17 protein-coding genes are annotated in these 26785 nt (G+C 43.0%); 7 read left to right on the top strand and 10 right to left on the bottom strand.

What is annotated here, in order from left to right:
- Nucleotides 1–227: 227 nt before the first annotated feature.
- The 3 genes from LX99_RS01435 (at nucleotide 228) to LX99_RS01425 (ending at nucleotide 5471) form a co-directional block, all read left to right on the top strand.
- On the top strand, nucleotides 228–1529 hold the full coding sequence (locus tag LX99_RS01435) for a paraquat-inducible protein A (protein WP_109605750.1): 1302 nt from the start codon (nucleotides 228–230) through the stop codon (nucleotides 1527–1529).
- Nucleotides 1519–2823: a paraquat-inducible protein A gene (locus LX99_RS01430; protein WP_109605748.1), complete on the top strand. Its 1305-nt coding sequence runs from the start codon at nucleotides 1519–1521 to the stop codon at nucleotides 2821–2823. The genes LX99_RS01435 and LX99_RS01430 overlap by 11 nt, the downstream gene beginning before the upstream one ends.
- A 329-nt stretch (nucleotides 2824–3152) precedes the next feature.
- Complete coding sequence (locus LX99_RS01425) at nucleotides 3153–5471, top strand: alpha-L-rhamnosidase-related protein (RefSeq protein WP_109606924.1); 2319 nt, start codon at nucleotides 3153–3155, stop codon at nucleotides 5469–5471.
- Between the two features lie 124 nt (nucleotides 5472–5595).
- Here the strand turns inward: LX99_RS01425 and LX99_RS01420 are convergent, their stop codons facing one another.
- The 10 genes from LX99_RS01420 to LX99_RS01375 form a co-directional block, all read right to left on the bottom strand.
- A complete protein-coding gene (locus LX99_RS01420; protein WP_109605747.1) occupies nucleotides 5596–6339 on the bottom strand; it encodes an alpha/beta fold hydrolase in 744 nt (247 codons plus the stop codon).
- Nucleotides 6340–6350: 11 nt separating this feature from the next.
- On the bottom strand, nucleotides 6351–6857 hold the full coding sequence (locus LX99_RS01415; protein WP_109605745.1) for a MaoC family dehydratase: 507 nt from the start codon (nucleotides 6855–6857) through the stop codon (nucleotides 6351–6353).
- Between the two features lie 519 nt (nucleotides 6858–7376).
- A complete protein-coding gene (locus LX99_RS01410; protein ID WP_109605743.1) occupies nucleotides 7377–8291 on the bottom strand; it encodes a S1 family peptidase in 915 nt (304 codons plus the stop codon).
- A 5-nt stretch (nucleotides 8292–8296) separates the two neighbouring features.
- The gene (locus LX99_RS01405; protein WP_109605741.1) at nucleotides 8297–9388 is read right to left on the bottom strand and encodes a thioredoxin family protein; all 1092 of its coding nucleotides are present in this window, start codon (nucleotides 9386–9388) and stop codon (nucleotides 8297–8299) included.
- A gap of 16 nt (nucleotides 9389–9404) precedes the next feature.
- Nucleotides 9405–10751 (bottom strand): TlpA family protein disulfide reductase, encoded by a 1347-nt coding sequence (locus LX99_RS01400; RefSeq protein WP_109605738.1) that lies wholly within the window; start codon nucleotides 10749–10751, stop codon nucleotides 9405–9407.
- A 110-nt stretch (nucleotides 10752–10861) separates the two neighbouring features.
- Nucleotides 10862–11785, bottom strand: coding sequence for a hypothetical protein (locus LX99_RS01395; protein WP_109605736.1), 924 nt, complete (start codon nucleotides 11783–11785; stop codon nucleotides 10862–10864).
- An 11-nt stretch (nucleotides 11786–11796) separates the two neighbouring features.
- A complete protein-coding gene (locus LX99_RS01390; RefSeq protein ID WP_109605733.1) occupies nucleotides 11797–13380 on the bottom strand; it encodes a RagB/SusD family nutrient uptake outer membrane protein in 1584 nt (527 codons plus the stop codon).
- Between the two features lie 12 nt (nucleotides 13381–13392).
- Nucleotides 13393–17061 (bottom strand): SusC/RagA family TonB-linked outer membrane protein, encoded by a 3669-nt coding sequence (locus LX99_RS01385; RefSeq protein WP_109605731.1) that lies wholly within the window; start codon nucleotides 17059–17061, stop codon nucleotides 13393–13395.
- Nucleotides 17062–17394: 333 nt separating this feature from the next.
- Nucleotides 17395–18561: a FecR family protein gene (locus tag LX99_RS01380; protein ID WP_109605729.1), complete on the bottom strand. Its 1167-nt coding sequence runs from the start codon at nucleotides 18559–18561 to the stop codon at nucleotides 17395–17397.
- Nucleotides 18562–18626: 65 nt separating this feature from the next.
- Entirely contained in the window at nucleotides 18627–19217 is a 591-nt protein-coding gene (locus LX99_RS01375; RefSeq protein ID WP_109605727.1) for an RNA polymerase sigma factor, read from the bottom strand.
- Nucleotides 19218–19867: 650 nt separating this feature from the next.
- On the opposite strand from LX99_RS01375, the gene LX99_RS01370 reads away from it, so the two are divergent.
- From LX99_RS01370 to LX99_RS01355, 4 genes are all read left to right on the top strand, one after another.
- Nucleotides 19868–20464, top strand: a complete 597-nt coding sequence (locus tag LX99_RS01370) for an RNA polymerase sigma factor (protein ID WP_109605725.1) — start codon at nucleotides 19868–19870, stop codon at nucleotides 20462–20464.
- A gap of 75 nt (nucleotides 20465–20539) precedes the next feature.
- Nucleotides 20540–21670 carry a FecR family protein gene (locus LX99_RS01365; protein WP_109605723.1) on the top strand — a complete coding sequence of 377 codons (1131 nt, stop codon included), beginning with the start codon at nucleotides 20540–20542 and terminating at the stop codon, nucleotides 21668–21670.
- A 167-nt stretch (nucleotides 21671–21837) separates the two neighbouring features.
- Nucleotides 21838–25362, top strand: coding sequence for a TonB-dependent receptor (locus LX99_RS01360; RefSeq protein WP_170122594.1), 3525 nt, complete (start codon nucleotides 21838–21840; stop codon nucleotides 25360–25362).
- A gap of 11 nt (nucleotides 25363–25373) precedes the next feature.
- Nucleotides 25374–26777 (top strand): RagB/SusD family nutrient uptake outer membrane protein, encoded by a 1404-nt coding sequence (locus LX99_RS01355; protein ID WP_109605719.1) that lies wholly within the window; start codon nucleotides 25374–25376, stop codon nucleotides 26775–26777.
- Nucleotides 26778–26785 lie beyond the last annotated feature (8 nt).

Raw genomic sequence — 26785 nt, 5'->3', positions numbered from 1 at the left:
TTTTTGGTCGATCAAAAGGACACGGTTTATAGTTTGGAAATCGGGCGCAGGATCCGGTAGGGGGCGAAAGCCATCCGGTGAATGATATAAGGTGACTTTTTAAATGTTCGGAAAAAAGTACAGAAAGCGGATTAAAACCCCGATTCAGGTAAGAAATTGAAATGGCATGATATTATATGGTTTAATGCTGAACCTGTAATTATGCGAATTTTTTTACCAATTAAGTCTTGACTAACCCAAAATATCTACCCAAACTTTTACTTATATCCGGCCTGTTTATACTATTGGCGCTTGAGGGCTTTTTTGGTTTTCAGCTGCACCAATTATCTGCCCGGCAGGAAAATATTAAGCTCGATCATTCGAACATCAACAATATCTCCTATGGATTATTGTCTGTAGATCAATGGCGTGATGAGGTATCCGGTATTGTAAACAAGCAGGTGAAGCATTTTAAGCTCACACCTAAGCAGAAGCGGGAATTACAAACCGAGGTTGAATCGGTTTTGTACGCCCTGATTAATAAAGCTGAGGCCATGGTTGAAAAGAAGCCTCAAAGCCTGATCGGAAAGATCAGGAAGCTTGCTATAAAAACCTTTGTTAAAACAGATAAGGTTAAAGCCCAGGTACCCGGACTGGCGCGCTCAATCATAGCTAAAGCCGATAATCCGCATCAAAAAAACAAACTGAGCAACATGGCCATGGGCAAGTTTACGCAGTTGCAGCACAGCGAAAGTATTGATAGCGCATTGCGGGCCAACCGTGCCTTGTTTGATGGCATGTACCGCAAATACCACGTACATTCTAAAGATGAGTTGAATAATAAACTTGATGGCCTTTTACAGGAAATCCGCGTACAGATGTACCGTTACTGCTTTTTTATGCTGGGCTGTATAGTGCTGGTATTGGGTTTGTGGTGGGTGCTGCGTAAACGTACCGAGCTTCATGGCACGCTATTTATCCTGTCGTTACTGTTTGCCTTTATCCTTCTTGCTGTGGGGCTCAGCGCATCAATGATAGAGGTGGATTGCCGCATCAAGAAGCTGGATTTTATGTTGCTTGGCGAGCACGTTTCATTTAAAGATCAGGTGCTTTTTTACGAAAGTAAAAGCATTTTGGGAGTGGTGGAGGTTTTGGTAAAACAGCCCGCCGTCGATTCCATTGCCGTGGGCATCCTCATCCTTTGTTTCAGCATCCTGTTCCCGGTTATGAAATTATCATCTACCGGCATTCATTTATTAAGTAAAAGGAAGCTGGCCGAAAACCGGGTGATCAAGTACTTTGCTTTTCAATCCGGAAAATGGAGCATGGCTGATGTGATTGTGATAGCCGTTTTGATGACTTACATTGGTTTGAATGGTTTACTTGATAAACAACTTGCCATGCTCAACATCCGCGGCCAGGATCTTACCCTCATTACCACCAATAACACGGCCTTACAGCCCGGCTATATTATTTTTATCAGCTTTGTATTGTATGGGCTGATCTTATCAACCATTCTGAAATATATTACCCCACACGATGCCCACTAACATGAAATACACCGTTTTAAATATTATCATGCTTATCGGGCTCAGCATATTACTGGCAGGGGCCGCTTATTCGGGATACCGGCTGGCCGATATCTCTGCGGAACGCGAACAGGTAAAAGAAGATTACAGCTTATCCAACAGCGTTACCTTCGGCTTATTTTCGATTGATCAGTGGCGCGACCGTATTACCGAAGTTTTGAGTGACCAGATCCAGGATTTCCATATTACCAAAGCCCAGCAACACGATATGCTGGTGATGGTTGAAAAAGAAATGCACGGACTGGTAAGCAAAACCGTAGCCGAGATCAATAAGCCCCAGAAAGGGTTGGGGGGGAAGTTGAAAAAATTAGCCTTTAATACCCTTGTTGATTCTGCCGAATTACAGGCCCAGGTAAAGCCCTTCGCAAAAACCGTGGTAGCCAAAATTAGCAGTCCCGAAAGCGAAAAGCGGCTAAAAAATATTGCAGGGAGTAAAGTTAACCAGCTAACCAGCCAGATTTACGATAGCGTAAGCGTAGCTAACTATACAGTTACCAAATATGTTTACAAAAAGTATAAAGTAGCTGACCCTATAGCTTTTAACAACCGTATTGACCAGAAGCTTGCCGAGCTGAAAATTCAGCTTGTGCAATACGTATGTATCATGCTGGGTTGTGTAATAGTTGCCTTGTTGCTTTGGTTTGCCTTACGTAAGCAGGTGCATTTACAAACGCCTTTATTCATTTTCGCTTTGCTGTTTGCATTTGTAATGCTGGCTACGGGCAGCCTGTTACCGGTAGTTGAGGTAGATGCCAGGATCCAATCTTTACATCTGGCCCTGCTGAACGGCGATGTGGAGTTTAAAAATCAGGTGCTGTTTTACCAGAGCAAAAGCATACTCGGAATTGTTGAAACACTGATAGCGCAACCCAAACCCGATGCTATTTTGGTTGGGGTGCTTATTTTGTTATTCATACTTGTGTTGCCACTACTCCGGCTTATTGCCAAGGGTATCTACGTATTCAGCCCCAAAAAATTGGGCCGTAACGGCATTGTGCGCTATCTCACTTTTGAACTTGGCAAATGGGATATGTCGGATGTGATGATTGTTGGTATGTTGATGACCTATATAGGGTTAAACGGCATCCTGAAAAGCCAGCTTTCCAGCCTCAACATTCACACAGCATCATTAAATGTAATTACAGCTAACGGAACTTCATTACAGCCGGGATATTTCATTTTTGCCGGTTATGTGCTGTTTGCTGCCCTGCTTACCTATATTTTAAAACGCGTGTCGCCGAACGACGGATTTTGACCGCTCGCTTTGCGCCGACCGTGCTTACAAAGTAAATCTGCCAGGAACTATCAGCAACAAAGCGGAACTTCCGACGTCGCCATCCAACCGCGAGGGGAGCAGTTTTAGCTAAAATTATGAGATGGGAGCACCTTGAAAATAACCACCATCTGAAAGAGTGATAGGGACAGGATTATGGAAAGTAAATATTATTATTGCTCCAAGGTTCTTTTGAGGAGATTATGATTTTATTGTTTAATGCCGATTAACAGGTTTTCAAAAGCCGAATGATCTGGTGCTGAACAATGTTTAATCAGGTAACCGGTAAAAAGACCCTTGAAGGTTTTAATATGAAGAAAATTATACTATTGTTCTTGCTGGTTGTGCCATTGGCCCTAAGCGCGCAAACACCATGGCAGGCCAAATGGATTGCTGATCCCAATGCCAGGGATGAGCCCAATGCCTGGTATTGCTATCGTGAAGATTTTTTTACCGGTAAAGTACCTGCCAGGGCTTTGGCAAAAATTGCTATCGATACGAAATATTGGTTGTGGATCAATGGCAGGATGGTAATATTTGAGGGTGGGCTAAAACGCGGACCGAATTCGAAAGATACCTATTACGACGAGGTGGATATTGCAAAATACCTGGTAAATGGCAGGAATACAATTGCGGTATTAGGCTGGTACTTTGGCAAAGACGGCTTTTCACATATCAGTAGCGGCCAGCCCGGTTTACTATTTGAATGTATAACTCCTGAGTTCAAGGTGTTAAGCGACACGTCGTGGAAGGTGATACGTCACCCCGCATATGGCACTTGTCCGCCTCCGCTGCCTAATTTTCGTTTAGCCGAATCAAGCATCAAATTCGACGCGGGGAATGATATTGCTAACTGGTACACGGCTAATTATTCAACCGTTAAATGGAATAATGCTAAAGTGATGGGCCCCGCATCCGCGGCTCCCTGGAATAATTTGGTGCTAAGGCCGATACCGCAATGGAAGGATTCCAAATTGTTACCTTATAGTTCAGCGCCGGCTTTTCCGTTTCAATCGGGTAAAGATACCATGATCATTTGCAAGCTGCCCTCTAATTTACAGGTAACTCCTTATCTGAAAGTTGAAGCAACCGAAGGTAAAGTCATCGAAATGAAGACGGAAGATTTTAACGGCGGCGGTGCCCCTAATGTATATGCGCAATACGTAACGCGTAACGGGATTCAGGCTTACGAAAGCTATGGCTGGATGAATGGCCAAACCGTAACTTATAAAATTCCGGCCGGCGTAAAAGTTCTGGAACTTAAATACCGGGAAACGGGCTACAACACCACCTTTGCCGGAAACTTTACCAGTTCGGATGATTTTTTAAATAACATATGGCAGAAATCATTACGCACGCTTTATATTACCATGCGCGACAATTATATGGATTGCCCCGACCGCGAACGCGCCCAATGGTGGGGCGATGAGGTAAACGAATCGGGCGAGGCATTTTATGCGCTGGATACCAAAAGCCATTTGCTGTTTAGAAAAGGCATGTACGAACTGATTGGCTGGCAGCGGGCAGACAGTACTTTGTTTTCGCCCATCCCGGCCGGAAACTATAAAGATGAATTACCGATCCAGATGCTGACCAGCGTTGGCTATTACGGATTCTGGAATTACTACCTGAACACCGGCGATAAAAAGCCTGTTGCTGACCTGTACCCGGGCGTAAGAAAATATCTGAAAATATGGAAGCGGAATGATGACGGCTCGGTTAAATTCCGTAAAGGGGGCTGGTCATGGGGCGATTGGGGTACCGAGATCGATATGGAACTGATGACCAACGGCTTCTATTATTTAGCATTGAAAGGCGCTTTGAATATGGCAGAAACGCTCAATTTGAAAGACGATGCCGCCGAATACCGGCGGGACATGCAGCGCATTAAAACCGTTTTCAACACCAGGTTTTGGGATGGCACGGCTTACCGGCACCCGGACTATAAAGGAAAAACGGACGACCGCAGCCAGGCCGTTGCCGTAGTTTCGGGCATCGCAGATCAGGATAAATATCCCGCGCTGTTGCAAGTATTTAAAACAGAAGAGCACGCCAGCCCGTATATGGAGAAATACGTTTTAGAAGCGATGTTTCAGATGGGGTATGCAGATGAGGCTATAGCCAGAATGAAAAAGCGTTTTGGCAGCATGGTGAATAACCCGGGTTATGTAACCCTGTTTGAAGGCTGGGGCATTGGCGAAGAAGGTTATGGAGGCGGTACTACCAACCATGCCTGGAGTGGCGGTGCGTTAACTTTACTATCTCAATATCTGTGCGGTATAGCTCCCCTTGAGCCGGGCTATAAATTATTCCAGATCGTGCCCAATCCAGGCGCTGTAAAAATAGGTTCGGCAACGGTTCAGTCTGTGCGAGGAGTAATTAAAACCAGTTTTGAAAACTCGGCCGCCGGTTTTAATATGACCGTCCTTGTACCGCCGGGAACAGAAGCTGTTATTGGTGTCCCGGCAGATCAGGTTGTTCAGATTAGCTGCAATAAACACACCGTATGGTCAAACAAAAAACCCGTTGATAACACGGCTGTTTTAAAATATTTAGGCCGGATTAATGACCACATTTTATTTCGTGTAGCATCAGGTAGTTATATTATCAAAGCTGTGAAAAAGGTATAGGAGACTGTAATTATCCATTATCTGGTCCGGCAGTTTTTAAAACAAGTTGCCGGATCAAACAGGGGATAATAAATAAACCAGGAGCAACCGTGAAAAACGGTCATCCCGGTTATTTATTTAATGATTAATGTTGTGCTATTACCTGTAGTATATTGCTAAGTTCGGCAGGTTGGGAGAGTAGGGGGGTATGTCCGCTGTTTAGCTGATAGCTGTTTTTGATTTTTGCCTGCGCTATCATTCTTTTCTGTAGCTCATTACCAATGCCATGGTCTTGCAGCGTTTCGATATAATACTTTTCAACGCTTCCAAATTTTTCGTCACTTAGCGATATCGGGTCTGAAAATGGTGCCGCAGGTTCGGCTTTGTAATTATTGAGGATTAGTTCCTGAACCTCTTCAGTGCCGTCCTGGCATACGATATTGATAATGTCCTCCCTTTTGATATCAAATTCCGATTGATCGTTAGAGACTATAAGGGAAGCGCCAAGTAGTGATTGCGTATCTTCCAGCGAGATCATATAGGCAGATTGACCGTTTTGCGGAACATATCCGGCAATATAAACCAGTTTTTCAACCAGCCCGGGCACCTGTTCGGCAACGCCTGAAATGATCATACCCGCCAGACTGTGCCCCACCAAAATTACCTTTCTGCCAATTTTTTCGATGGCACCACTTACGTAGTTAATGTAAGTATCCATGTGCAAGGTACCGGCAGGGGTATTATCAGTACCATGCCCGGGCAGCTGGAGCGCTACCACCTCATTGCCTGAACTTTCCAGTGTATCTTTAACCATTTGCCAGGCAAAAGGCCCTGCCCATGCGCCGTGCACCAGCACAAATATTTGTTTTTCAGATTGCGTTTTTTCCATGATGATATGTGTTAAATAGTTGAATTTGCTTTTAAAAGATATTTATGCGTGCCAGACAGCACCAGTTCGCCGTTTTGGTTATGAATGGTGGCCGCTGTTTCAACAATTCCGGTACTTCCCTGCGGATGGAGGGCGATGATTTGAAGCGCTGGATAAAGCGTATCACCGGCATTCACCTCTTTCAGAAATTTGCACGACAGCTCGGTAAAAGCGACGAACGCCTCCCCGATTACATGCGGAAACAGGGTGGCCCCCGGGGCTGTAAAAGCCAGAACCTGCAAACCATGTACAACGGGAGCCTTGTGGCCATGCTTTTTAGCCCATACATCGTCGTAGTGTACCGGATGATTATCGCACGAAACGGTTTGAAATGCTGCCGAATGGGCATCTGTCAGCGTACGGCTCGGTGCCCTGAATATCTCGCCTACTTTAAGTTCTTCAAAAGTCCTCGCAGGTACAATCAGGAAATTATTGGGGTTAAATTTTTCGTTAACGTTTGTAGTTGGCTGGTTTTCCATAAGTTCTTTTTTTGTTGGTTTTATTCAAAAAAGGAACCGTAGGGTAACTGCTTACAAGCCAATTTGTTAATTAAATAGCGAGGATATTTAATTAACGATATGGCGTTATTTTATGAAAACATCAAAGGAGCCTGGAACGAACTATCCAATACTGGGAGGGATGTAAATTGAAATGTTCATCAGTGATTTTGGCGACAAAAGGCGATAAGTGTTTTTCAAATAATCGCCTTATTTTAAGTATTCAAAGCGGTAATCTAAACCCTGTCGTAATATTCTTATTTCAGTTAAATAAAACGTCTTAATTGAATGCTATACGAATCACTTCGTTGATAAATGTCGATTAAGCTTATTCAATATTGAGAATGAAAAAAGTAATAGATGGAAATATCCTATAACGTTTTTTAATATAAACGATATCTCGATGTTAAAACAGCTGCCGCCATATCCTATTAGCTAAAGTGCGTAGCGGATAGGATATAGCGACAGCTGTTCCTGGTATAAATATACCGTTTATACCAACTATTTATTTCCCTTACTAACGAGTTTCCATAACGATTCAACTGGGACGGTGTTTTTAACGATCATCTGTACACTTGGGTTCATTTCGCTGTGAATCAGCATATTGGTGTTAGATACCGTACCTACCACGTTTCCGTATACATCAAGTACTGGTCCGCCGCTTGATCCGGTGGCATAATCCGCTGAAACTACCATCATTTCACGAAAAAATTTATGGTCAGGTTCCCCTGCATTTTCAAAGTACTTATTGGTAACGTCGCCCTGAGAAAAGAAATAATGCATCCCTTTGGGATGGCCCAATACATAGATATGATCGCCTACCTGGGCGGCATCAGCCAGGGGGAGCGAAGGCAGCAATTCTTTCCCGTTTGTTTCCAATTGCAGGATGGCGAGGTCTTTTTGCTTTGACGCGGTTAAAATCGCTTTCACCGCGTAGGTACGCCCGTCGGCCAGGCGCACAAAAAGGCCTACCGGCTTGTTGCCATCTTTCATAAAAGCATACTGTGCCGCCACATGATAGTTCGTTACCATAATTCCTTTGGGATCTATGATATAACCGGAAGATTCGCTCATATGCGTATTATTGCAACGGGGGCACAGATATGCACAACCTGTAATAACCGTAGCCTGTTTGGCTCGTTCATAAAGCGCATGAGCTGCGAGTACTTTTTTATAAGGTGTTTGAAGATTAAGGGCAACAACGCTTCCTGTATTTAAAAGTCCTTTTTGAGCCTCTTCTGCTGTGATGGTGTGGGTTTTGGCCAGGATTGAGTCTGCAGATTTCTGAAAGCTTTCAAGCAATTTGGCATCATCTGTAAATTGAGCTTCAGCAATGCCTGCTATAAATAGCAGGCATACTGATAATAACAATATCCGCGGCACTTTCCCGATATTAGCTATATTAAATGTTTTCATTTCGTTTATTTAATGGATTCTGCTTGAAACTGAGATTGTTGAGCCTCCTTGTTTAAGGATTTTGCGTTATTTTCAAAATAAGCTTTGATAGCTGCCTTTTGAGCTTCTGAAGCTTTGGATACCTGAGCTCTCAGGATACCGTCAAGAATGCCCTTAAATACATCGGTTTGCCGGAAATAGGCGATGTAACGCTTGTAATAATCGATCATTCCGTCTAAATCCTTGTTAATGGCGTATAAGGCAATTTTACACATGTGGGTTTCAGGACGATCAGAAGGCAATTTCATTAAGCCAACGGTGTATGCAATATCTTCCACTTGCTGAGGGGTGTAAACGATATTGTATCTGGCTGCTGTTCCGGCGGCAATCTGGTACATGTCCTTGCGGATTTTATCAAATATAATTCTGTTGATAACCTCGGTACCCATGGCCTGATCCATCTCTGCCTTGTACATCATCATTTTCCGGAAAAACGGACTGCCAAACTTTACCGTTCCAAGGGCAAGTTCCAGATAATCATTGCTAAAGCGCTCAAAATCCATGGCTTTATCAAAAATCTCCTCCAAAACGGGCGAAGGATCTTTGGCGTTTTTATAAAGCGCCAGGGCATAGGGCATACCGGTGGCCATACTCTTATTTTCCTCATAAGCCTTTTTTATGCCGGCTAAGGAGTTTTTAGGATCTAAGGCTGTTTTTACTTTCTCGATAAACTCGTCTGCGGTCGACTTGCCCACCACCCTGTTGATTTCCTGCCCATGGGCATTCAAAATCAAAAAGGTAGGATAGGCGGTCACGCCATATTTTTTCCCAATTTCCTTTCCTTCGCCTTTCTCCATATCAAATTTAATGGAAACGAATTTAGGGTTGATGTAGTCGCCTGCTACCTTCTTTGGAAATTCCTGCTGGGCCATTTCTAAACATGGCATGCACCAGCTGGTATAACAATCTATTAAAATTAATTTCGGATTCGCCGGGTCATTGGCCTTTGACATGGCATCCCGAAGTGTTAACGTTTCAAAATTAACGCCCTGCGCAGCAAGTGCCTGGCAGTAAAACACGGCAATTACAAATAGCAGCGATTTGATCAGTTTCTTCATTAGATGTGTTTATAACTTACAATTTTGAGTTAATGAGTTCCTGCAATTTCGGATCGGAAGGCCTTGGAGCATCAAAGGAAACGGTTTTGCCATTTTTGTCAAATAAAATGTAACGGGGAATACCTGTAAGTTCATAGTCAGTTACAATAGGCCCCTTGCTGTTGGTAAATAAATGCAAGCCCGATAATTTTTTGCTCTCAACCATCGCTTTCCATTTTTCTTTATCCGTGTCTACTGAAACGGCCAGGAAGACAACATCTTTACCCTCAAAGGCTTTTTCCAAACGCTCCATTGCAGGCTGCTCAGCCAAACACGGTTTGCACCAGGTTGCCCATACATCAACTAAAACCACTTTTCCAAGATTATCAGATAAGCGACACATTTTGCCATTACGGTCAGGGTAAGAGAAATCGATCCATTCGCCACCCTCAACCTGTACTTTTGCGCGGGCCTCCAATACCTTCATCTTTGCCTTTTGCGAATCAGTTATCATGGCCGAATGGTTTTTCTCTAAAAATGCAACCAGGTTTTGGGTGGTGCCTTTTTCAGCCTGGCTCAGCACAAAATTTGCACGCAGCTCTTTGTCGGCAATTTCCGGAACCAGCATTTCGCCTGCTATGCCTTGCTCTCCTCCGTAGATAATGTGTTTTGCAAAAGCAAAGTATCCCATGTATTTGAATGCAAAAGGCAGTGTCCAAATTTGTTTATCTGAAAAGGTTTCATTTTTGAAAAAATCGGTTAGGTAAGCAGGATAATCTTTTTTAGCCCCAACGTTTAAACCTGTGGCAACAGGCATCGTTACATCAAGTTTGTAACTGTACGTTAAAAGATATTTAACTTGCTTATCGAAAGCATCGTTACCGGTATGGATGCCCTTTAAAAAGTTATTTACCGGTTGCGATAATGAATCCAGCAGGGCAACGTAGCGTTCGCTTGGTAAAAGGTAGCCTTTTGCCGAATAGCCGTAAAATCTGAGTGGGGCAAGCATCTTATACCAATCGGCAAAAACCTGGTTTTCTTTGCTTAATTTTCCAGAGTAAGTGATTTTTCCGTCGGCGGCATCAATGTCCAGTTTTTCTCCTTTACGTAAATAAAAGGGATATTGCTCGTCAAATACACCTACATAGCGAATCACATTTTGGTCTGCAGGAACCAAATCCAGATGGAAGGTTCGGCTGGCTGAATCAATCAGTGGCTCAGCCATTATAGTTAAATCACCAGCTTCAGGTTTTGAAATAAAAACTCTGTCTACCGGTCTTCCATTGGGAAGCATTTTTTTAAACTTACCTGTAATCACTGCCTCTTGCGCCCATGATGAGGTACCTAAGGCTGCCATCATCAGTAAGATAATTGTTTTTTTCATTAACGTTTAATTAGTATTTATTTTAAAAAGCTTGTTTTTTGTCGTAATTGTCGCTTGTGCAACGAGTTTCCAATTATGTTGGATTTGTAATAGCTAATATGCCCTTGTAATTATTTAGCTGGAATGCCTAAATCTGTAAGGATTTGCCTTATATATCCATATTTAAGCATGATGACAGGATTATTTCCGTAAAGCTGCCTGAATTGGGTATCAGTATTTGACATCGCCGCTTCCAGGTACATGGTTACATCTATCCAGGTTGAAATTGGTGTGTAGTAGGGGTTACGGGTGTCAACGTCAAGGTAACCTATGGCTTGTGGTGTTGCGGCGACCCCGTCTGGAAGTCCGCTCACATAATAGGATAGTTGATAAATATAGGTTCCGTAGGCATCGCGTGTAGTCATGTACTTTCGGGATACGCTGTAAAACTTATCCAATATATCAGCGTATTTATCGGCAAGCACAGCGTTGGTGAGCATTGCACGTAATATGGCACCCTTATAGGCCGCTTTTGTGGCCTGGTCCATAGTTGGGATCCTTGATATTTGTGCCATTACAATGGTATTGAAACCTTTAAAAGCGACTGATCCGAACGCGTTGGTGTTTAAGCTCTCAACCAGCAGGATACTCGGCACGTGAACACTTTTGGGCAAAACCGGTATAATCTCATTTTTTAAAAAGGCAAGTGCCGCCGGTACGTCAGATTTTGCGCAATAGCTGAAAGACTGTACTAATGGCGGGGCTCCGCTTTGTACACCACCCAGGGAGTAGCTCAGGGATAACACTTCATAGTAGGTGTATGGGTGGCCAAAAACATCGATACGCTTTTGCGAACCAATGGTATCATTGGTGTAAACCGGAATCCCGGTGTCTTTATAAAAAAGGTAACTGTCATGTACGGTGGCATCATTTGGATTATCTTCCACAACAAGCCAGTTTTTGTCGTAATCCGGAAAAACCGTAGCATGTTCTTTTCGGCATGATGACAGAACGGCACAAAGTACCATCAATACAACATATATATTGCTTTTCATGTGTTCTGGATTTATAAAGGTTGAATATTATGTATGGGGCGAACAGGATTAGTTAGCGTACCCTTGTTAAACTCTATGGCATAATCAGGAATAGGGACCTGCCAGCTTGGCCCTTCCTGCATAATAGATTTCAGTACATATTTACCCGTTTTGGTGTAGGAGTTTGACTGTGAATCATAACTATAGGCAGGATGCGTAATGGTAAAGCTTGCGGGCAAAGGATATTTGGAATTTACACCGTAACGCCTCAAATCAAACCAGCGATGGCCTTCAAAACACAATTCGCGGCGGCGTTCAGCTCTGATGAAGTCAACCAGGCCCTGGTTTGTTTGCGGCAACTGGGTGGTTGGTGCATTGGCAAAACGCATTACACGGAGTTTCTGGATCTCCGTTCTGGCTGCTTCATCAGATCCCGACATGGCATAGGCTTCGGCCCGGTTCAAAATTACTTCAACAAAACGAAACGAGAAAATGCATGATACCTGGTCAGGATCATTATAGGTATTGTAACTGCGGTATTTAGCAGGCAGAAAAGCCTTGCTTTTGGTTGACCGGGTATAAAAAGCGTTAAGCCTTAAATCATTTGAATCATAACTTTGGATAAGATCATCTGATACTTTGAAGGCCGAAACACGACGGTCGTTTCCACCCCAGGCAGATAACGAATCGTTCATAAATACGGCAGGAACCACATTGCCGCCCATAGTGAAAATGGTTTCGCTTGAATTACGGGACGTAAAGTTTGTGTTTGGGGTATATTGATTGAGATTGATCAGGTTATAGCCCATCAACTCAAAACCGTTGGTAGCAGCCACCGCCTTGTCATATTGCTCGGTATATAGATAAACCCTGCTTTGAAGTGCCTTAACCGCGGCTATTCCTACCCTTATTTTAGTAGGGGGATTATACCCGTCAAGGTACTGTGCTGCCTGGTCCAGGTCGGCAATAATCTGATTGTATATCTTATCGTTTTTGTCTCTTTTAAAATACTTATCATCAATTTTTTCAGAAATTTTTAAAGGAACTCCATCATCAGTACTTGCTGTGGCCACGCGATAAGGTGAACCATAAATATTCTGAAGCATAAAGTAATAGTAGGCGCGTAAAAAATAAGCTTCGCCGCGAAGGTGCTTAAGCACAACGTCTGACGGTGATTTTTGCGCCATATCTGCGGCTTTAAAAATCAACGCGTTTAAAGCGCCTACACGTTTATATATTTTTTTCCAAAGCTCGTCAGACCATGGATAGTTCATAATATTAATGGCCGGTGTTTGGTTCCAGTTATGGAAGCCCGACAGCATGTACAACGGGGTGGCTTGATCTGTTGCTACAACATCAAGCATAAAAGGTTCGCTGTCATCATCCATAACATGTAGCCAGGGTGCGGTAATCCCGGTTTCTGAAGTCATGTCGCCCATGGTAGCCGGGCTGTAAATGAAAAGGTTAGTGCTGGTCATGAACGCTTCGCCGATCATGACCTTATTGAGATCATCGGTAGTTTCAAGATACTTTTGATCTGTAGAATACTCTTCCAGAAATTTTTTGCAAGATGTGAGCACCAGCAAAAAAGGTATAATGACATAAATGTATTTCATATTGTTAAAGCTTTAAAATGAAACATTAATGCTACCTGAATAAGTAGGCATTACAGCAAGATTGATGTTTGGAGTAGAGCCTGATTGTGTCGGATCCTGTCCAATCAGCATTTTGTTAGTCCAGGTATACAAATTTGTTCCTGACAGGCTCACGTAGGCCGATCCTAAACCAAGCTTATGAGCAAAGCGGTCTGAAAGGTTATATCTCAAAGAAATAGACTGTAGTTTCAGATAGTCGCCACTAACCACCCTGATGTCGGAGTTATCATACATTTCGTAAACACTTCCACCCAGTTGATAATTGGTAGCCGGATATTGCTGCCACCATGAAAGGCCTACATTGTTGGATGCCACTAACCCCGGTATATTGGTATAGGCTTCATCTCCAGGTTTGCGCCACCTCATCACGAATTCTTTCCGGAGGTTTTGCTGCGGATATACACTGGTTGTGGCATATCCCGAGGCAATTTTCATCAGGCGGATCTTATTGCCCAATGAATAGGTAAGGTTAAAAGACAAGCCGAAATTCCGGTATCCGAAATAGTTGGATAATCCACCCTGGATATATGGTTCGCGGCGCCCGGATTCGCTCATTACCTGGAGGAAAACATCTTCCGGTTTCATGTTGCCATATTTTTGTTGATAAGCAGCAGCCTGATCAGGCTCTGTACCATAAAAAATAGGAGAACCATCAACCGGGCTCAGGCCCTTGAACTTGTAGGAATAGAAGGTATTGATAGGCTTACCTGCCAGTTGCACCGATCCGTTCAGGAAATTATTATACGTTACATTGTCAATTAAAACGTTATTGCGGTTATTGATGGCGCTATTCAATAGTTTATTCAATACCTGCCCGAGTTGCGGGTCAAAGCGCCATACAAATCCGCGGTTTGTTTTATTTAAGCCTACATTGTTAATAACATTTACGCTCAATGCCAACTCTATGCCTTTATTTTCTAATGTGCCGCTGTTGATAACATACGTTTGTACGCCATTAATTTCAGACACTGTTTTGTTCAGGAAGGCATCCGTTGTGCGTTTGTAGAAGTAAGATACCGATCCGTTGATCCTGCTACCGAACAAGGAGAAATCTATCCCTATGTTTGAAGAAGAAGTTTTCTCCCACTTCAGATCAGGATTTGGAAAATTGGTGATGTTAGCCGATGTTGAGTTATAATAAGGGTCGGTAGAGAGATTTTGCTTAATGATCATGTAAGGCGTTTGTCCGGGCAGCATATTTCCCTGCCAGCCCCATGAACCTTTTACCGCGAGATCGTTTACCCATGATGCATTTTTTAGTAAATCATCCTTTATATTCCAGCGGCCTGAAACAGCCCAGATAGGAAGGAACTTGTTGTTAGACCGGGTTCCGAACAAATTAGATTGCTCGCCACGAATATGCACGTTAATAATATAACGGTTGCTCCACGAATAGCCGGTTGTACCGTACCAGGCCAGTTCATTGGTTAGCTGCCTGTTGTAGTAACCCAGGGCCGCTTTGGTGCTCATGAACTGATTGTAATAACCGGAGTAAGTAGTTGGAATAATGTCGAAATAGCCGCCCATTTCCCGGAAATAGCCTCTTTTGGTAATATCGAACCCATTGTACCGGTTGGAGTTGAGCTCCAAACCACCCGAAGCGGTGATAGAATGCTTGTGGTCACGGCCAAATTCGTTAAGATAATTGGCCTGGAACCTGGTTGTGTAATTATTGTTACGGGTTTCTTCGCGCGCAAGTTCGCCCCCAACCGGGCTTAGGTCAGATCTGAAGGATTGATCGGCCCGCAGCTGGTTGATATAGTAAGTATCCTTGGTGTGATATACTTCCCTTACGTTGTTACTGACACCATAAGCAAAGGTTCCTTCCAGATTTAATTGCGGAAATAATCTGTACTTTACATATGCTTTAATATTGGCGGCAATTAAATCAGTATGGTCGCCGCTATTATCCATTTCTTTCAAAATGTTATAGTTATAATAGAGGGATCCGTTCGTCTTCGGAAAATAAAAATAACTACCGTCAGGATTATAAGCAGGTATGGTTCGGCTGGTATTATAGGCATAATCCATCACCCCCAAGTCTGACGGTGCATAATCCCGTGTAGAATAATTTCCGTTGAAGGTTATTTGCGCCATGAACTTTTTATAATCTGCGGTTATGTTCATCATTGATGAATAGCGCTTTCCATTTTCGCCTTTGATTGTTCCGTTTTCATTAAGGTACCCGATAGATGAGTAATATTTGATATCATTGGTACCGCCAGACAAATTCAGATTATGGCTTTGCGAGAAGGAGTCGTGAGTTAGCAATCCCAGCCAGTCGGTGTTTACATTGGCGTAGTAATCACTCATTTTTTTAAATTGATCGTACCCTATCGTGCCATTGTAATAATCCTGGAGTGCGCCTTCATAACCAACAAATTGCGTAACGTTATTGTATTGCATACGGCGCTCCACCATTTCTTTTGAAACGTCCATCCGTTCCTGCGAGTTCATCATATTTACGCCTTTATCTGAGTACCGCGGGCGTCTGCTAAATGTGATTGCATTTGAGTATGATATGGTAGGTTTTCCGGGCTTCCCCTTTTTGGTAGTGATTACAATTACACCGTTTCCGGCCTTCGCGCCATACAGTGCTGTTGCGGCGGCGTCTTTGAGCACGTCAATCTGTTCAATATCCTGGGGGTTTAACCCGGCTATAGCATTACCGAGTAAGTTCACAAAATCCAGATCGTTTAATTGCTGAGGGTCAACATTTACCGGGTCGGTCAATACAATCCCGTCTACTACCCAAAGCGGCTCGCGGTTACCCAAAATTGTTGATGTACCACGGATCCTTAATTTGGGGGCAGCGCCAACCTGGCCGGAGTTTTGCATATAAATCATTCCCGGTACCCTTCCCTCTAACAACTTATCAATGGTATTGATGCCCGGCACAATAATGCTATCCATTTTGAGGGTTGTAGATGCTACGGTAGCTTTCCGTTTATCAATTTGCTGGTAGCCTGTATTAATTACAACCTCATTCAAGCCAAATACCATCATTTTCAAGGTCACAGTTCTGGCCCGTTGTGCGGCCACCTCAAGCTTAGCGTAACCTATATGATTTATTTCAAGTATTGCATCGGCATATACAGCGGGAATAACAAAGTCGCCAAACCTATCGCTTATGGCGGCATAAGGTGTCCCTTTTACCTTAATGGTAGCTCCGGCCAAAGGTTTCCCTGTTTCATCGGTAATATGTCCGTTTACAGGCGATTGTGACCCTTGGGATGAAGGAGCCTGATCAGATTTGCTTTTCTCGGTGATGATGATCATGCGATCCTTGATCTCGTAGGTAAGGGGCTGCCCGGCAAACAGCATTTCCAGCGCGCTTAACAGCGGTTCGTTAGTGAGTTTTAGTGTAACAGGTTTTGTTTTTTTTATAATGCGGTCGTTATAACTAAAATCATATTTAGTTTGCTTACTGATTTCTTCGGCTGCACGCACAAACGAGCCGTTTTTTAAATTAAGAGTTACAGTTTGAGCTTTAGCCCGATTAAAAAGCTGAACGGTAATAAGTAATAAAAAAATGAGAAAAAACTTGATAGATATGTGTGGTTTGCTCCCGCGGATGGATTCCAAATCCTGACCACATGCCACAGGCCTTCCATTATCCTTTTTAATAAGGAAATAGTTCATATATTTGTTGAGTTTTAAGTTTGAGTTTAGCTTAGTTTAAATATCAAACCTTATTATGCTGGAGGTGTTACAGCGCCTTCAGCTATTTTGGTATGATCTTTCAGGGTGGTGGTGTTTAGGTATATTTTCAATCCATATATTTTGAGCTCCTTTCTTGTTGTTTTAATTTTTAAACCATTTAATTTACATTTGTTATGTTATAAGGTTTAGTTGCTTATTGCTGAGCGGATATGTTGTTTCGGCTTTGGAGTAGGTTTTAAATATTTGTTTTTACCTAATCGCCGGGTAAACATTACTGTCAGTCTTCGCAATGATTGCACGGCCCGGGCAGTTTTACTTTATAACCTTTACTTTTCTTCCATTTACATCAAATTTTAAATCGGTTATTTTTTCAAGCGCGTGCAACACACCCGATAGTTTTTTATTCCTGCTTATGGAAGCATGAATCAGTATATCTTCCGGGATGCCGGTGTAGTCGATATCCAGGTCATACCAACGCTCAATCTGGCGCAGCGCTTCATTTAAAGGTGTGGCTTTAAAGCGGAATTCGCCGTCTTTCCAGGCGCTATACAAATCAGCATCTACTGCTACTACTTTAAAGCCAGAATGATCATGATTAAATAAGCTTTGTTCCCCCGGATGAAGTTCCGCAGTTGCTGTAGTTGCCGGGTTACTCAATTGAACGTGCCCCGTCAATAAGGATGTAACGGTTTTGCGCTCATTTTTATAAGCGTTAACATTAAAGCTTGTGCCCAGTACCTTAATTTGCTGCCCGTTGGTGCTCACAATGAAAGGGTGGCGGGTATCATGGGCTACCTCAAAATAAGCTTCCCCTTCAAGTGTCACCATTCTCTCTGCTCCCGTAAAATTTTCCGGATAGGATAGGGAAGAAGCCGCATTTAACCATACTTTGGTGCCATCGCTTAAAGTTGCCTGGAATTGCCCTCCGCGGGGCGTAGTTAAAGTTAAAGTGGTGTTTTGCCCGGGTTGCGCATCGGTCACCACTTCTCCGTCGGTATAATGTATATTTTTACGGCCGGCAACAATTTCATGTTTTGCACCTTTTAACTCATATTTGGTTCCGTTTGCAACCGTTAATGTAGCACGGCTGGTTCCTGGCTGGATATCATGGATAGATACTGCTTTATCCGTAGCGGTAGAAGTTTTCCAGCTTGTAAAGTATATCGATATTGAAATAGCAAAAATCAGTACCGCGGCAGCAACCTTAATAAAGAAATTTAAATAGGAGTGAGGTCTTTCCTGTGGAGTGATGTTTTTCTCTATTTGGTTCCACGCTCTACTTTCAATAATCTGGCCTTTAAGCTCAGATTCAGCGGCAGCTTTTATATCATCCTGAAAATAATCCTGAAGTAATTTATCTAAATCGTCTTCCCCTTCTTGCTGCCCGAGGATTACCCTCAATTGCTCCAGCTCTTCGTGGTTGATCGTATTATCGATATATTTCCTGAATAGTATTTGAATGATCTTTACTTCGTCCATGTATCAGATAAGAGGTGTTTAACCTCCTACGCACTAAATACACCTGAAATAAAAAAAATAGCACCCTAAAAAAAATATTTTTTGAAAAGTACTGATAATAAAGGTATTAAAATTTCATTCTGGTGGTTTTTGAGCACCGTTCTTAGTTTTTTTCCGGCCTCTTGTATATGATGATTGATAGCTGATGAGCTGATGTTCAGGCGCTCGCTGATTTCCTGGTAACTATGCCCTTCTAACTTTTGCAGCGTGTAAACTTCACGTTGCCGTGAGGTTAGCGTATTTAACGCAGCATCAAGTATCTCCTTTGCATCTTTTTCATTCATCGCATCTTCAATGGGGTTATAGCTAATTTCCTGCCCGATCACATTGCGCATGGATTCATTATAAACGTTGGCCCTGAAAATATTTTTTGACCGATTAGCGGCCATCTTAAAGAGGAACGCAGCGAAATTCTGTTCCGGGTTTATTGTTTGGCGAATTTCCCATACCTTGATAAAGATGTCCTGTAATACATCCTGAGCTAACTCTTCAGATTTTAAAAGTTGAAACAGTTTCCTGCTTAAACGGGGGGCGTAAATTGCATAGATACTATGAAATGCATCAACATGCCCGTTGCTCAAATCAATTAAAAGTTGCTTTTCGCTACTGAATGACATTATATCCAGGTAATTTTCGGCTGAATTTAGTAAAAACTAATGTTAAATTGACATTACCCGGGGATTAAACCTGTCTTTTTTTTAAAAAACGACGAAATTAATTGATTTTTTAAGGATTTATCCTAACCCTCCGTATCAACAGGTCTTTTGGTGGTCGAAATTTCCAGCTTTAGCTTTTTTTTAATTGGAATCGTATTAGAGAATTATAAACTGAGATAAATTGAAAGGAATGATTATTTAAGTTAATATCCGCGAATTGCATTGGGCGGGGTCGTTGTAACTCATATTTTATCCATAGGCAAAAAAATAATTGTAAAGGTTAATTATTTGTGCTGTTACCTGTAGTTTCATAAATGCATTCAGTTTATGTACTTCAGCTACTATCTATAAAACGCAAAGCGGCGGTGGTATTTGGCGTACATTAAAAAGTCGATGTTTTATTAGCAAAGCCGCTTCAACCCAAACAGAACCCGGCCCCTAAATAAATGGATCATAAACATTTCGAATTCCGCCCCATCAGCAGCCTGAATGGGCAGGCACGATAAGTCGATAGCTGAACGCTAACTTTATAAATTATTCAAGCAATGTAATAGCTTAACGTTAAGGTAATATTCCAAAGCTTACTTTGCCAAAGCATAAGCAGTTTCCAGATGCAGCGAGTAGAATCATTATCCGACCTTGAATTGCAACATTTATTTGTTGGCGGAGATGTGGCTGCCTACACCGAATTGTATAACAGGTATGCTGTTCCGGTAAACCGGTTTATGCAAAAGTACCTGCATACTGCAGCTTTAAGTGAAGACGCTACGCACGATGTTTTCATCAAACTTTGGAATAAACGTGAGCAGCTTGTTAACGTACAATCATTTAAAGCCTACCTTTTTACAGTGGCACGTAATCTGGCCTTTGATTACCTGAAAAGCGCTTTCCGTACAGAAACGGCAATCAGCCAGATCTCGGCTGTTATTACCGAACACCGTAACACGGTAGAAGACGAGCGTCTTACAAGGGAGTACCTGCTGTTTATAGAAAATGTACTGGCTACCTTGCCCCGGCGTTCGAGAGAAGTTTTTATGCTTTGCCGTGAGCAGGGCAAAAGTTATGATGAGGCTGCCAAACAATTAGGTATTTCCCGTAACGCCATCAAAAACCATATGGTGTTAACCATGAAGGTTTTAAGCTCGAAAGTTGAAACTGAGCTTGGTATTTCGCTTAGCGTTTTGCTTGCACTTATGTTCACAAAATAAATTTTTCAAAAACTATCATTTTTCTGCTACCCTGTTTTTGCCTTTTACAGTCATGGTATTAAAAGCCGCCAATAAATGGAAGAAGCGTACTACAGGCAGTTGGTAAACAGGTATCTCAAAAAGCAGGTTAGCGATGATGAGTTAGAAGTATTTGCACACTTACTTAATGACGGAAAGCTGGACAAGTACCTGGCCGAAGCCATGAGCAACGATGAGCTGGTACCTGAAACAAGACCTGTTGCTCATGATATTGTTCCGGTTGTGATGAGGAAGAAAAGGTACTGGTTGGGCTACGCCGCCGCAGCAAGTATTTTATTATGCCTTACCGTTAGTTTTTATTTATACAGGCAACCTGCAAAACAACATCTGGTAATGAACAATGTCATCAAAAATGATTTTGTTCCAGGAAGTAATAAAGCTGTACTTAAACTGGCTAATGGTTCAACACTTAGTTTAACAGGTGGGAATAAAGGCCTATTGGCCCGTCAGGGCGTAACCGCCATTAGTAAAAAAGATGAAGGCAGGGTTGAATACCGCCCCGGAACAGCGGGGGTGAATGCAAAAGATACTGCTGCTTTATATAACACCGTTAGTACGCCCAAGGGCGGCCAATACCAGGTGGTATTGCCTGATGGCACAAGGGTATGGCTTAATACAGCTTCATCAATCCGTTTCCCGGTAGCGTTTACCGGTAATGACAGGCGCGTGGAGATTAGTGGAGAGGTGTATTTCGAGGTAGCTAAAAACAAATACAAACCATTTATCGTAACCAGCGGAAACCAAAGGGTAACTGTGTTGGGTACCCACTTTGATATCAATGCCTATCCGGATGAGGGCATTGTAAAAACCACCCTGCTTGAAGGAAGTGTAAAAGTAAATGCAGGAGATTACATGGTGTTACTTAAACCGGGACAACAATCACAAATTGGTATCGAAAATAAACTGACCGTAAGCGATGATATTGATATGGACGAAGTGGTGGCCTGGAAAAATGGATTTTTCCGGTTTAACAAGGCGGATATTCAAACCATTATGAACCAGATTTCGCGCTGGTATGATGTGGAGGTTAAGTACGAAGGCCAGCCGCAGCCGGGGCACTATTACGGTAAAATTTCCAGGAATGTAAACGCCTCAAAGGTGCTGAAGGTGCTGGAGTTAAGTGGAATGCATTTTACAATTGAAGGAGGAAAAATCATCGTAAAATAAAGAAATATACCAAACATGGAAATGCGCCCGGCAAGGTCGGCGCCTTTTAAAGTTTGCCCATAAAAAAAGCCGGAACGTGTTGGCGCACAATCCGGCAACGATTTGGGCAGGCTCATTCAAATAATTTGGCAACTAAATCAACAAGTAACCCTAACCATTACAAAGGTATGCAATTTTATACGCTTTGCCGCCGGTTTGTGCAATATCTGCCGGTACAAACTACGCCCGCAGGTGCAACACCTGTAAAATATAAGCCGGGTATGTCCCGGATACAATCAATGCTCATTCGCATGAAACTGATTACACTGTTAATGCTCGCTGCATGTTTGCAAATCAGCGCTGCCGGCTATAGTCAAAACATCAGCCTCTCACAAAAGCAGGTGAGTTTGGAAAGTGTTTTTAAAAACATCGAAAAACAAACCAGTTACAATTTCTTTTACAAACTCGAACTGCTGAACACCCTTAATAAAGTAAGCATTGATGTTAAAAACGCGCCGGTGACCGATGTACTTGATATGGTATTGAAAAATCAGCCGCTTACCTATAAAATAATTGACAATATTATTGTTATTAACGCCGCAAATGCCGCAACCAGGCAAACTCCTAAACCAATTACTGTAACCGGAACGGTGAAAGATGCCAGGGGGGCTGCACTGCCCGGAGTTACGATAACGGTTAAAGACGGCAAATCATCGGCAGTTACCGATGGTAATGGTTTCTTTAAAATTGTAGTTGAAGAACAAGCCGTACTGCAAATTACTTCAGTAGGTTACAAAAAACAGGAAATACCTGTAAATGGTCGTACGGCTTTGGCTATCACCCTTGATGACGATGTTAGCCAATTAAACCAGGTAGTTGTTATTGGTTACGGCAAGCAATCGCGCGAAAAAATTACCGATGCGATAACTACCGTAAAGGGTACGGATTTAAACAAATATTCAGGCGCAGGTTTTGCCCAGCAGCTTGCAGGCAAAGCGGCCGGTGTGGTGATCAATGACGCTTCTGCGCAACCCGGATCCGACCCGCAAATCGTGATCAGGGGTATCGGTACATTAACAGCCGGACGCGCGCCGCTTATTGTAGTGGATGGTTTTCCATTATCAGAAGGCAGCAGCTTTAATTCTATCAATCCGCTCGATATAGAAACGTTAGATATTTTGAAAGATCCGGCGTCGGCTGCGATTTATGGCTCGAGAGCTGCAAACGGCGTTATCCTCATCACCACTAAAAAAGGCAGCGGCGATAAGGTAAAAGTTTCACTGGATATATATTCAGGGTTTCAGGAAAGAAACGATAACATGAAATATGTTGATGCGTACCAGGCAGCCACTTATTTTACAGAAGCACGCGACTGGGGTTATGTATCAAAAGATCCGAATAACAGGAGTATCAATGACGACCGTGCCACCAGAGTTGCAAAGGGCGCATCATTAAGGGAGTTGCGTTTAAATTACCTGCAGCCTTATCTTGATGGTAAGCAGGGGCTTACCAATACAAACTGGCTTGACAAAGTATTTCGCAGGGCGCCGATGAGCAGTTACAATTTTTCGGTTTCGGGTTCATCAGGTAAAACCAGTTATTATATCTCATCCAATTATTTTAAACAGGATGGTATTGTGATAAATAACGGATTGGAAAGGTACAGCGGTACAATTAAGGTTGAATCAAAGCTATCCAAAATGTTTACGTACGGTATTTCGGCAAGCCCATCGTTTAACAAGGAAAAATACTTTAACAACAACGCCAACAATTCTAACGATGTAGTGAGTGATGTTACCATAAGCTATCCATTTTTTCCTGCTTATAATGCGGATGGTTCAGTTGCTATCAGCCATCAGATAAAAGGCAATACGCCCGAAGACGGTGCCCTTGGCGAAAGCCCTGTTGCCCTGGCCACCAAAATTAAAAATAACCTGAACGATACCCGCCTGTTTGGTAATATTTACCTGGTTTTTGAACCAATAACCGGGCTTAAGTTCAAAACCGTACTGGGTACGGATATCAGGAGCAATTTTTATGACTATTACAGACCATCTGATGTGGGCGGGTACCGCGCAGCAGCACCACAACCGGCTTCAGCCACAGAAACTAACGGACATGTGTATAATTACATTACCGAAAATACGGTTGATTATGCAAAAGGCATCGGTCACCATGATTTTGATATTCTGGCTGGTTATACCTTCCAGTCCGAAAATGGGGCAAATACTGTGGTAAACGGTTCCGGCATCCCTGATGATAATATTACCAATATTGCAGGCGCCAGCGCGTTCAGCGTAACATCGGCACGCTATCAGTGGACACTGATCTCCTACCTGGCCCGTTTACAATATGCTTATGCAGATAAGTATTTACTGTCGGCAACCATCAGGCGTGACGGTTCTTCGCGCTTTGGCGATAACAATAAGTGGGGCAACTTCCCATCAGTAACGGGCGGGTATATTTTGAGCAGGGAATCTTTTTTTCCCGAAAACAAGGTTATCACGTTCGCCAAGATCCGCGCAAGCTGGGGCGCTGCAGGTAATAACCAGATAGGTTCATACAGTTCAAAGGCATTAATCGGTTCGGCATCTGCAAACGGTGCTAATGATTATAACTACAATTATGTTTTTGGCAGCACATTAAGCCCCGGTTTCGCAGCTACAACTACGGCCAACAATAATCTTACCTGGGAAACCAAAAATTCGACTGATATCGGTATCGACCTCGCTTTTTTTCAAAAATTTAACCTTGTGGCCGATTATTATAAAAGCACTACTAAAAACCTGCTACTGAATGTACCTATCCCGGAGCAATCAGGTTTTACCAATTCCATCCAGAATATCGGCAAAGTAACCAACCATGGTTTCGAGTTTGAGCTTTCGGGTAATAACCTTAACGCGGGGCCATTTAAAATAGGTTTTAACGCTAACCTGGCTACCAACGTAAATAAGGTGCTGGCCTTAGCTCCGGGACAAACTCAGATTATACAAGGACCGGCAAGTAATTTTATTACCAAAGTGGGCGGCCCTGTTGCGGCTATGTACGGCTACAACGTTATTGGTATTTATAAAACGCAGGATGAGATCACTAACAGTCCGCATTTATCCGGTACATTAACCGGGGATTATAAAGTTGCGGATACGAATCATGATGGTATAATTGACAGCCGTGACCAGGTATCCTACGGAACCTATAGTCCTAAATTCACCTATGGTTTCGGTGCCAATATTGCTTATAAGCGCTTTGAACTTAACGTTGCGTTTAACGGGGTTTACGGCCGTAAAATATATGATAACGGCTTGGCCACCCTTGATGATTCGGGCGAAGGTTTTTCTATGCCAAGTGTTTACTATTTTGAAAACAGGTATCATCCTGTTGATAATCCCAACGGAACCTACGCACAGCCAAATCTTGGTAATTTATCTTCGGCCAGGAGGCTTACCCGCGCCGCAAGCATCTTTTATTACAAAGGTGATTACCTGCGGCTAAGGAATGCGCAGCTGGCCTACAACCTGCCGGATGCTTTAAGTTCAAAAGTTAAGATCAGCCATATCCGTTTATATTGCTCGGCCAATAACCTGTTTACCTGGACAAAATTCAGGGGCTACAATCCTGATGCAACAAGCAGCAATGTGCTAACAGATGGTTTGTCGAATGCTAATTACCCGGTTGCCAGGTCATTCATTTTTGGCGCTAATGTTACATTTTAACTGTTACAGACATGAAAATCAAATATATCATCATAGCAGCAGTGTTTTTGGCAACTGCTTCATCATGTAAGAAAGAACTTTATCAAACCCCTGCTACCTCTAAAGACCTCGGTAAATTTCTCACCAATCAGGCCGAAACCGAAGAGTATGTAGCCGCCGTTTACGGAACATTACAGTCAACTGGTCTTTACGGATTGTATCTGCCTGCATTTGCCGAGATCCCATCTGATAATACTTACGACCAGGTACCATCTAATGATAGCGGTAACTACGGACAACTTGATCAGTTTACAACCATACCATCAAATGATATCATAGAAACCACCTGGCGGGATTCATACCAGGGTATCCAGAAAGCAAATGTGGTATTAAACAGGATAGATAAGATCACTTACACCGATCCTGCGGTGAAACAGGCCCGCAAAGGCGAAATGTTATTCATCAGGGCGTTGCTTTATTTTAATATGGTACGGTTGTACGGCGATGTGCCGCTGGTAACTACCGAAACCATTAACCCTAACCAGTACTTTGGTTTAGGCCGCCAGCCTGCAGCCCAGGTTTATGACCAAATCAAAACTGATTTAGCAGCCGCTATCCCTTTATTGCCAGAGGTGCCCGGCCAACCCGGACGAGTGGTTAAAACCGCTGCGGAAAGCCTGCTGGGTAAGGTTTATCTTACACTGAAGGATTATACCAATGCCGAAACACAGTTACTGGCGGTTGTAAACTCCGGCAAACACGCATTGCTCACCCGCCCGCAGGATGTTTTCGCTGTTAACAATGAAAACAATAAGGAAATTATCTTCGCGGTTCAGTTTACATCAGGAGTGAACGGTAATTCGGAAGGTAGTATCATGTTTCAGCAATTTAGTCCATCGGCTACTGTAACCGGCGCGAAAGGACACAATTTGCCAACCTTAAGCCTTTACAATCTTTACGCCTCAAATGATCTTCGTAAAGGCGTGTATGTTACCCTTGCGCCAAGCGGTGCGCCTTTTGATAATAAGCTTACCGCCCCGACAACCATCATTACCGACGGGCCAAGCGATTTTGTGGTTTTACGCTACGCTGATGTCATACTGATGCTGGCCGAAATTGAGAACGAATTAGGAAACACCGCCCAGGCTGTTGCTTACCTCAACAGTATCCGCAGCCGTGCAGGCCTGGCTAATACAACTGCGGGTAACCAGGCCGATCTTCGCGACGCCATTGTTTTAGAACGCAGACTGGAATTGATTGGAGAGGGGCACCGCTGGTTTGATCTGCTTCGTACGGGTACGGCTGTAAACGTGATGAACAAATGGTTTAAGGATAATAACATCCTGATCACTATTGATCAGCATAACCTGCTGATGCCGGTTCCTCAATCACAAATCAACACAGATCCGGCTATTAAACAAAACCCCGGATATTAAATTAAAAG

The sequence above is a fragment of the Mucilaginibacter oryzae genome (assembly GCF_003148845.1).
Taxonomy (GTDB): Bacteria; Bacteroidota; Bacteroidia; order Sphingobacteriales; family Sphingobacteriaceae; genus Mucilaginibacter; species Mucilaginibacter oryzae.
Note: the sequence above shows the minus strand (reverse complement) of the source record. Positions and strands in the feature narration are given on the sequence as shown.

Coding starts and splice junctions, on each gene's coding strand:
- LX99_RS01360 (WP_170122594.1), top strand. CDS start 21,838: ATGCAATTTTATACGCTTTGCCGCCGGTTTGTGCAATATCTGCCGGTA.
- LX99_RS01410 (WP_109605743.1), bottom strand. CDS start 8,291: ATGAAAACATTTAATATAGCTAATATCGGGAAAGTGCCGCGGATATTG.
- LX99_RS01395 (WP_109605736.1), bottom strand. CDS start 11,785: ATGAAAAGCAATATATATGTTGTATTGATGGTACTTTGTGCCGTTCTG.
- LX99_RS01370 (WP_109605725.1), top strand. CDS start 19,868: ATGCAGCGAGTAGAATCATTATCCGACCTTGAATTGCAACATTTATTT.
- LX99_RS01385 (WP_109605731.1), bottom strand. CDS start 17,061: ATGAACTATTTCCTTATTAAAAAGGATAATGGAAGGCCTGTGGCATGT.
- LX99_RS01415 (WP_109605745.1), bottom strand. CDS start 6,857: ATGGAAAACCAGCCAACTACAAACGTTAACGAAAAATTTAACCCCAAT.
- LX99_RS01425 (WP_109606924.1), top strand. CDS start 3,153: ATGAAGAAAATTATACTATTGTTCTTGCTGGTTGTGCCATTGGCCCTA.
- LX99_RS01375 (WP_109605727.1), bottom strand. CDS start 19,217: ATGTCATTCAGTAGCGAAAAGCAACTTTTAATTGATTTGAGCAACGGG.
- LX99_RS01405 (WP_109605741.1), bottom strand. CDS start 9,388: ATGAAGAAACTGATCAAATCGCTGCTATTTGTAATTGCCGTGTTTTAC.
- LX99_RS01380 (WP_109605729.1), bottom strand. CDS start 18,561: ATGGACGAAGTAAAGATCATTCAAATACTATTCAGGAAATATATCGAT.
- LX99_RS01365 (WP_109605723.1), top strand. CDS start 20,540: ATGGAAGAAGCGTACTACAGGCAGTTGGTAAACAGGTATCTCAAAAAG.
- LX99_RS01420 (WP_109605747.1), bottom strand. CDS start 6,339: ATGGAAAAAACGCAATCTGAAAAACAAATATTTGTGCTGGTGCACGGC.
- LX99_RS01390 (WP_109605733.1), bottom strand. CDS start 13,380: ATGAAATACATTTATGTCATTATACCTTTTTTGCTGGTGCTCACATCT.
- LX99_RS01355 (WP_109605719.1), top strand. CDS start 25,374: ATGAAAATCAAATATATCATCATAGCAGCAGTGTTTTTGGCAACTGCT.
- LX99_RS01430 (WP_109605748.1), top strand. CDS start 1,519: ATGCCCACTAACATGAAATACACCGTTTTAAATATTATCATGCTTATC.
- LX99_RS01400 (WP_109605738.1), bottom strand. CDS start 10,751: ATGAAAAAAACAATTATCTTACTGATGATGGCAGCCTTAGGTACCTCA.